Consider the following 604-nt stretch of genomic DNA (forward strand, 5'->3'; position numbering starts at 1 on the left):
GACGAAGCGGCGATGGATGAGGAGGGAACCACCGAGTATCTCCGATCCCGTACCGAAGACCTGGATCTGGCCGGTGAGATCGACGAACGGCGAGACGAACTCGTCAACTACGGGCTAGATCGGTTGACCGGCGATTCTTCGGACCCGACGATTAACGGCGCTCGAAGCGTCCGTTCAGGTATGACCACCGAGGGAGGGGCGGAAACAGCGTCTCCGCTCGACGAGGTGATGGAGGATATCCGGCGGGAACTGGTTCGACGGGTCGCAGCCGGCGACCGGGATTCGAACCGGGACATCTACGACGCTCTCGAAGACGAGTAGCCGACGCTGTTACGAGTTCACAGTTCTACGCTGTTGTGATTTCAGCAATACCTTGAAAACTGGTGACGAGGGGTCTTGGCGCGCCGAGGCTCAAACGATGCGGGAGGCGCCAGTCAGAGGAGCCGCTCCCGGACCCTAGTCGTTTCGTGCTTGCCGCTTGATGAACATATCAAACAGGGGTGTGTGTTTGACGATGCTGTTGCGGAGACGTCGGAGAGAGTCCGATTCGAGGAACGTGATCGCGGCCTCAACGCGTGCCATACGCTGAACGCGTGTTACAGCC

1 pseudogene is annotated in these 604 nt (G+C 59.6%); it reads left to right on the forward strand.

The features are described from left to right. Nucleotides 1–321 (forward strand): annotated as a pseudogene (locus EXE44_RS21520) (hypothetical protein); the annotation flags it as partial. Nucleotides 322–604 lie beyond the last annotated feature (283 nt).

Origin of the sequence: Halorubrum sp. SS7, from assembly GCF_005435055.1 — an archaeon.
Classification (GTDB): Archaea; Halobacteriota; Halobacteria; order Halobacteriales; family Haloferacaceae; genus Halorubrum; species Halorubrum salinarum.